Here is a 6,037-nt window from a genome sequence, read left to right as displayed (position 1 = left end):
GTCCAAGGAACTAGCCGTATGCTAGCATTAGCGGAGAAAGGTGCTACATTCCATTTTATTTCTACAATTGGTATCCCGTTAGAATTAGCGGTAGATCAATGGGATACATACATGAAAACTGGTGATTTTAATTACAGTGTAGACTTAGAGAATGTATATTCAAATAGTAAACTACAAGCGGAAAACATTGTTCGTGAAGCAATGAAAAATGGTTTGCGCGGAAATATTTATCGTGCAGGTAATTTAGCATGTCATTCAGAAACAGGTTCGTTCCAACAAAATATTGAAGGAAACGCATTTTATCGTCTTATTAAAACAATGCTATTAATTGGGAAAGCACCAAATGTGAAGTGGAAAGTTGATTTCACACCAATTGATTTTGCTAGTAAATCAATTGTATCGTATTTAAAAGATTCGCAAATTGTAGGAGAGACGTTACATATTTGTCATCCACATCAAATTGAGTTTGAACAATTTATACAGCTAATTGGAGAGTGTGGATACAATCTTGAACTGGTTACACTTTCAGAATATGAAAATGCCGGACTTGAATTAGCAAAGGGAAATGAAGTAATAGCAGAGTTAATTGCTTCTCAAGTTGCAGGAGATGGAGCGCAGCAATCTGAAATTGTAATGGGTACGCGTAGAACGAATGAATGGATTAAGAAAAAAGAATTGAAAGTACCAGCAATTAATAAAGAATTTATACAGCAGTTATTAGCTCATGGTGAAAAAGTTGGTTATTTTCCAAAAATAATGAAATGATTATGCATGCTTTTGTTTGTTCAATAAAATAAATCATGCTACAATGAAAACGAATTAAGGACCGGGGAGCCAATTGGCTGAGAGGATGTAAGTAAACATCGACCCTCAACCTGATCTGGATAATGCCAGCGTAGGGAGTTACTTAAAGTGATGTAGCATATGTTATTCTATAATAACTTGCATACAAGGCTTTCCTACGCAGTAGGAAAGCCTTTTCTTATTTTTGAAATTTAATTTTATAAGGGGGATTTTATTATGTCACAACAAGTTACAATGTCATTTTCAGTAGTACCACAAGCGAAAACGAAAGATGTATATTCTGTTGTCGATAAAGCAATTGAAGTTGTGCAACAATCGGGAGTTCGTTATGAAGTAGGGGCAATGGAAACAACTTTGGAAGGAGAATTAGATGTACTTCTTGATGTCGTTAAACGTGCACAACAAGCTTGCGTCGATGCTGGAGCAGAAGAAGTGATTACTTCTATTAAAATCCATTATCGTCCAAGCACTGGTGTAACGATAGATGAAAAGGTTTGGAAGTACCGTGATGAATATGCAAAACCAGAAGCAATCTAAACTTATTACAACTATTTGGCTTATCCTTCTCATTGCGATATGGGAAGGATCTGTTTCATTATTTAAAATCGAACCGTGGATTTTACCAAAGCCTTCTGCCATTGTTCAAGAATTAATTGGGATGAAAGATTTACTATTACCAAATACGATGCAAACACTGCAGGAAGTTATAATTGGACTATTCTTTGCAATTTTATTGGGGACGAGCATCGCAATTATTATGGACGTTATACCGTTATTTCGTATTTTAATAAATCCATTGCTCGTTATTTCGCAAACAATTCCAATTGTTGTACTTGCACCACTATTTATTATTTGGTTTGGATATGGGATGTTGCCGAAAGTAATGGTCGTAATACTCGTTTGTTTCTTCCCAATTGCGCTTAGTATTTTAGAAGGTTTTCAAACAGTAGATAAAAACATGTTGAAGCTGTTACAAACAATGAAGGCGACGAAATGGCAAGTTTACCAGAAAGTAAAATTTCCAGCAGTGCTTCCATACTTTTTCTCAGGCTTAAAAATTGCAGTTACATATAGCGTAATGGGGGCAATTATCGGAGAATGGCTCGGTGCAAGTGAAGGATTAGGCGTTATGCTTACGAGGGCTACAAAATCATTTTTGACTGCTCGAGTATTTGGTGTTGCAGCAATCATCGTTATGGTGACATTGTGCCTGTATTTTATCGTAGAGTTTATGGCAAGAATAACAGCACCATGGATATATAGAAAGGACGGCAGAAAATGAAAAAAGGTTTGAAAGTTATGTTAGCTGCCTTATTAGCGGTAGGTGTGGCTGGATGTAATCCGGCGAAGAAAGAAGAAAGTAAAAGTAAAGATCAAAAAGTAAAAGTAGTATTAGATTGGTTTCCAAATACGAATCATACTGGCTTATATGTAGCACAAACGAAAGATTATTACAAAAAGCAAGGATTAGATGTAGAAATTATTCAACCGGGTGACAATGTAACAGCAGAGCAAATGATAGCATCAGGAAAAGCTGACTTCGCAATAAGCGCACAAGAAAATGTAACGTTGGCTCGTGTGGAAGGGATTCCTGTTGTATCTGTCGGAGCGATTATTCAGCATAACACTTCAGCATTTGCATCACTTAAGAAAGATAATATGACGTCACCGAAAGATTTTGAAGGTAAACGTTACGGCGGCTGGGGAGGACCAGCAGAAGAAGCGACATTAAAGACGATTATGGATAAGCATCAAGCTGATTTTAATAAAGTTGAAAAAATCATCTTAGGACAAACCGATTTCTTTAAATCAATCGGCCGTGATGCAGACTTTGAATGGATTTATTACGGATGGGATGGAATTGAAGCGAAGCGCCAAGGAAAAGAGTTAAATACGATTATGGTGAAAGACTTAGACCCAGCGCTTGATTTCTATAGTCCTGTTATTATTACGAGTGAAAAACATACGAAGCAAGATAAAGACTTTGTGAAAAAGTTTATGAGTGCAACAACAGAAGGTTATAATTTTGCAATTAAGGAACCGAAAGAAGCTGCTGATATTCTAATTAAAGCTGTTCCAGATGTAAATAAAGATTTAGTTCAAGAAAGCCAGAAATGGTTAAGTACGAAGTATCAAGATGATGCGAAAGCATGGGGAGTACAGAAGGAAGAAATTTGGACGAATTACATGAATTTCTTATATGACAACAAAGTTATTAAAAAGAAAATCGATGTAAAAGATGCTTTTACAAATGAATTCCTTCCAAGTGAAAAATGAGCGGATTACAAATAAAAAATATAGTGAAATCTTTCGACGGAAAGAATGTATTAGAGAATATTAGTGCCTCTATACAAGAGGGAGAGTTTGTTTCCTTTGTAGGACCGAGTGGTTGCGGGAAAAGCACATTATTAAACATGATTGCAAATGTTGAGAAACCAACAAGCGGGAACGTAACGTATAAAGATAAGCAAGTACAAGAGCAAGATGTTGTTAGTTATATGCCACAACAAGATTTATTACTACCGTGGCGATCAGCTTTGCAAAATATCGTTCTTCCGTTAGAAATTGAAGGAAAGCCGAAAAAACAAAGGCTGACAGAAGGAATGGAAGCATTAAAGCAGTTCGAACTAGATGAATATGCAGACCATTATCCAGATGAATTGTCTGGTGGTATGCGTCAAAGAATTAGTTTTCTGCGCACATATTTGTGTGAAAAGCCAATTATGCTGCTTGATGAGCCTTTTGGAAAGTTAGATGCATTTACAAAAATGGAAGTACATAGCTGGCTTTTAAACTCTTGGCATCAAGAGAAGCAAACAATCGTTATGGTTACACATGACTTAGATGAGGCAATCTTGCTTTCAGATCGCGTATTTATTTTATCTCAAAGACCAGCGTCAATAGTTGGCGAGGTACAAGTGAAATTACCTAGACTGAGAACGATGGATATGTTAACATCACTCGAATTAAAAAAGGATAAAGAAGAGATTTTAAGTGTGTTAGCTCCTTATATGAAAAAATAGAAAAAGCCTTTTAACAGTTTTTAGTATAATTACTGTTAAGAGGCTTTTTTTAGAATATGAAAAGATGGAGAAGGAACAAAAGGGAAAATAGAGAATAGAATATAACAGAGTAGTTTATACTCTTAATATAACAAATGTTAAAGGAGTGAAAGGATAAAATGACTTTATCAACTGTTCTTCAAATGGTTTTAGCTTGATATGGGAGAAGTCTGCCCATTTTTTAAGATTAAGCTAAATTGAAGACAGCAGGTAAAGAACCTTAATCCTTTTTTACGATAATATGTAATGGGTAAGGTGTATTCACCTTACCCATTTTTATATGCATAATTTAATAAGGCTTCATACTGTTGGTCTCTCTATTTAGCTTATGGACGATAAGTAAAGGAGAGAAAAAAATGAGTATATTAACAGTAGAAAATTTAAGTCATTCGTATGGTGAGAAAACCATCTTATATAATGCATGCTTTCGATTATTAAAGGGGGAGCATGTTGGGTTAGTAGGGAAAAATGGGATTGGAAAATCAACACTGCTAAGAATTTTAACAGGAGAACTTATACATGATGATGGGAACATTGAATGGTTTCCACATGTAAAGGTTGGATTTTTGCAGCAGCATATAGATTTACAAGAAGGGATAACAATTGAAGGATACTTGCAAAGTGCATTTTCTAACTTGTATGCGATTGAATATGAAATGTTAAAAATTGCAGAAGAGATGGCTGAAGCAGTAGAAGTAGAAAAATTGTTAGTAAGGTATGGAGAGTTACAAACTATATTGGAAAACTCTAATTTCTATCAAATTCATACAGAAATTGAAGAAGTGGCAATTGGTTTAGGGCTGTTTGAAATAGGATTGGAAAAGGATGTTTCAAAGTTAAGTGGAGGACAGCGGACAAAGTTATTACTAGGAAAGCTTCTTCTAGAAAAAGCTGATGTTTTATTGCTAGATGAACCAACGAACTATTTAGATACAGCACATATAGAATGGTTGCAATCGTACTTGAAACTGTACGAAAAAGCTTATATTATCATTTCGCATGATGAAGTATTTTTGAACAATATTACGAATGTCATTTACCATGTAGAAGAACGAAAAGTTAAGCGATATGTAGGGGATTATGAAAAGTTTTTACAAAGTTACCAAGTACAAAGGAAACAATTACAATCGGCGTATGTGAAACAACAAAAAGAAATTGCTCAGTTAGAAACATTTATTCAAAAAAATAAGATTCGAAAAGCAAAACAGGCAAAAAGTCGAGAGAAAGTATTGGAGAAAATGCAAAGGGTTGAAAAGGTTAATAATATACCTCGGTCCCGTTTTGCTTTTACTGTTTATAATGAACCAGTAAGTCGTATATTACAGGCTGAGAAACTAAGAGTGGGTTATAGTGAGCCGTTATTTCCAGGCTTGAATTTACAAGTGAAAAAAGGAGAAAAGATAGCTGTTGTTGGTCATAACGGTATTGGAAAAACGACAATGTTAAAGACGTTATTAGGTCAAATAAAGCCGCTAAGCGGTTCAATTTTTGTTGGGGAACGAGTAAATCCTGCTTATTTTGCACAGGAAGAGTTTGCTTCAGAAATAACACCGTTAGAGAAAGTTTGGGCAGAACGACCAGATATGACAAAGAAAGAAGTGCGCCAAGTATTAGCGAAGTGTGGATTGAAAGAAGAACACGTATTAAAACCTATTCGTTTATTAAGCGGTGGAGAGCAAACGAAAGTGCGTTTATGTGAACTCATCGCAACGAAAAGCAATGTTTTAATTTTAGACGAACCGACTAATCATTTGGATGTAGAAACTAAGATGGCTTTAAAAGAAGCGTTACAACAATATAAAGGAACGGTTTTAATTGTCTCACATGAACCTTCTTTCTATGAATCGTGGATAACAAAAGTATGGAATATAGAAGAGTGGAATGCTGAACAATATGAATAAAGAAAAGACATTAGCTTTTATGAGCTAATGTCTTTTCTTTGTGATTAACATGATTTTCGAGAACTCTTACATGAGAATTGTATGAAGAAGCACTCTTATGGTGCGCTTATAAGCGTGCTTTTTCTTTTGTTATATTTATAATAATACGAAAGCCTTTCCCTAACAGGTGACTATCTTTCTTTATATATATAGATAGTTCAAAGTGGAATGAAAATAATTCCTATATGTAAAGAATAATGTGGATATTATAGGAAGACAATAGAAATTAAA

6 protein-coding genes and 1 riboswitch are annotated in these 6,037 nt (G+C 34.9%); all 6 genes read left to right on the top strand.

Annotated elements, in window-relative coordinates; translation table 11 throughout:
- Positions 1-765: SDR family oxidoreductase (locus MR160_RS32400; RefSeq protein ID WP_242299095.1), on the top strand; the 765-nt coding region annotated here is incomplete at its 5' end.
- Between the two features lie 52 nt (positions 766-817).
- Positions 818-919, top strand: a riboswitch (TPP riboswitch).
- Positions 920-1,020: 101 nt separating this feature from the next.
- Complete coding sequence (locus MR160_RS32395) at positions 1,021-1,341, top strand: MTH1187 family thiamine-binding protein (RefSeq protein WP_000082906.1); 321 nt, start codon at positions 1,021-1,023, stop codon at positions 1,339-1,341.
- The gene (locus MR160_RS32390; RefSeq protein WP_001057166.1) at positions 1,313-2,086 is read left to right on the top strand and encodes an ABC transporter permease; all 774 of its coding nucleotides are present in this window, start codon (positions 1,313-1,315) and stop codon (positions 2,084-2,086) included. Before MR160_RS32395 ends, MR160_RS32390 begins: the two co-directional genes overlap by 29 nt.
- Entirely contained in the window at positions 2,083-3,081 is a 999-nt protein-coding gene (locus MR160_RS32385; RefSeq protein WP_000715561.1) for an ABC transporter substrate-binding protein, read from the top strand. Before MR160_RS32390 ends, MR160_RS32385 begins: the two co-directional genes overlap by 4 nt.
- Positions 3,078-3,827, top strand: a complete 750-nt coding sequence (locus tag MR160_RS32380) for an ABC transporter ATP-binding protein (protein ID WP_000016082.1) — start codon at positions 3,078-3,080, stop codon at positions 3,825-3,827. Before MR160_RS32385 ends, MR160_RS32380 begins: the two co-directional genes overlap by 4 nt.
- A gap of 395 nt (positions 3,828-4,222) precedes the next feature.
- Positions 4,223-5,767 (top strand): ABC-F family ATP-binding cassette domain-containing protein, encoded by a 1,545-nt coding sequence (locus tag MR160_RS32375; protein WP_242299094.1) that lies wholly within the window; start codon positions 4,223-4,225, stop codon positions 5,765-5,767.
- Positions 5,768-6,037: the final 270 nt, after the last annotated feature.

Source organism: Bacillus cereus group sp. BfR-BA-01382, assembly GCF_022663475.1.
GTDB lineage: Bacteria > Bacillota > Bacilli > Bacillales > Bacillaceae_G > Bacillus_A > Bacillus_A thuringiensis_S.
Note: the sequence above shows the minus strand (reverse complement) of the source record. Positions and strands in the feature narration are given on the sequence as shown.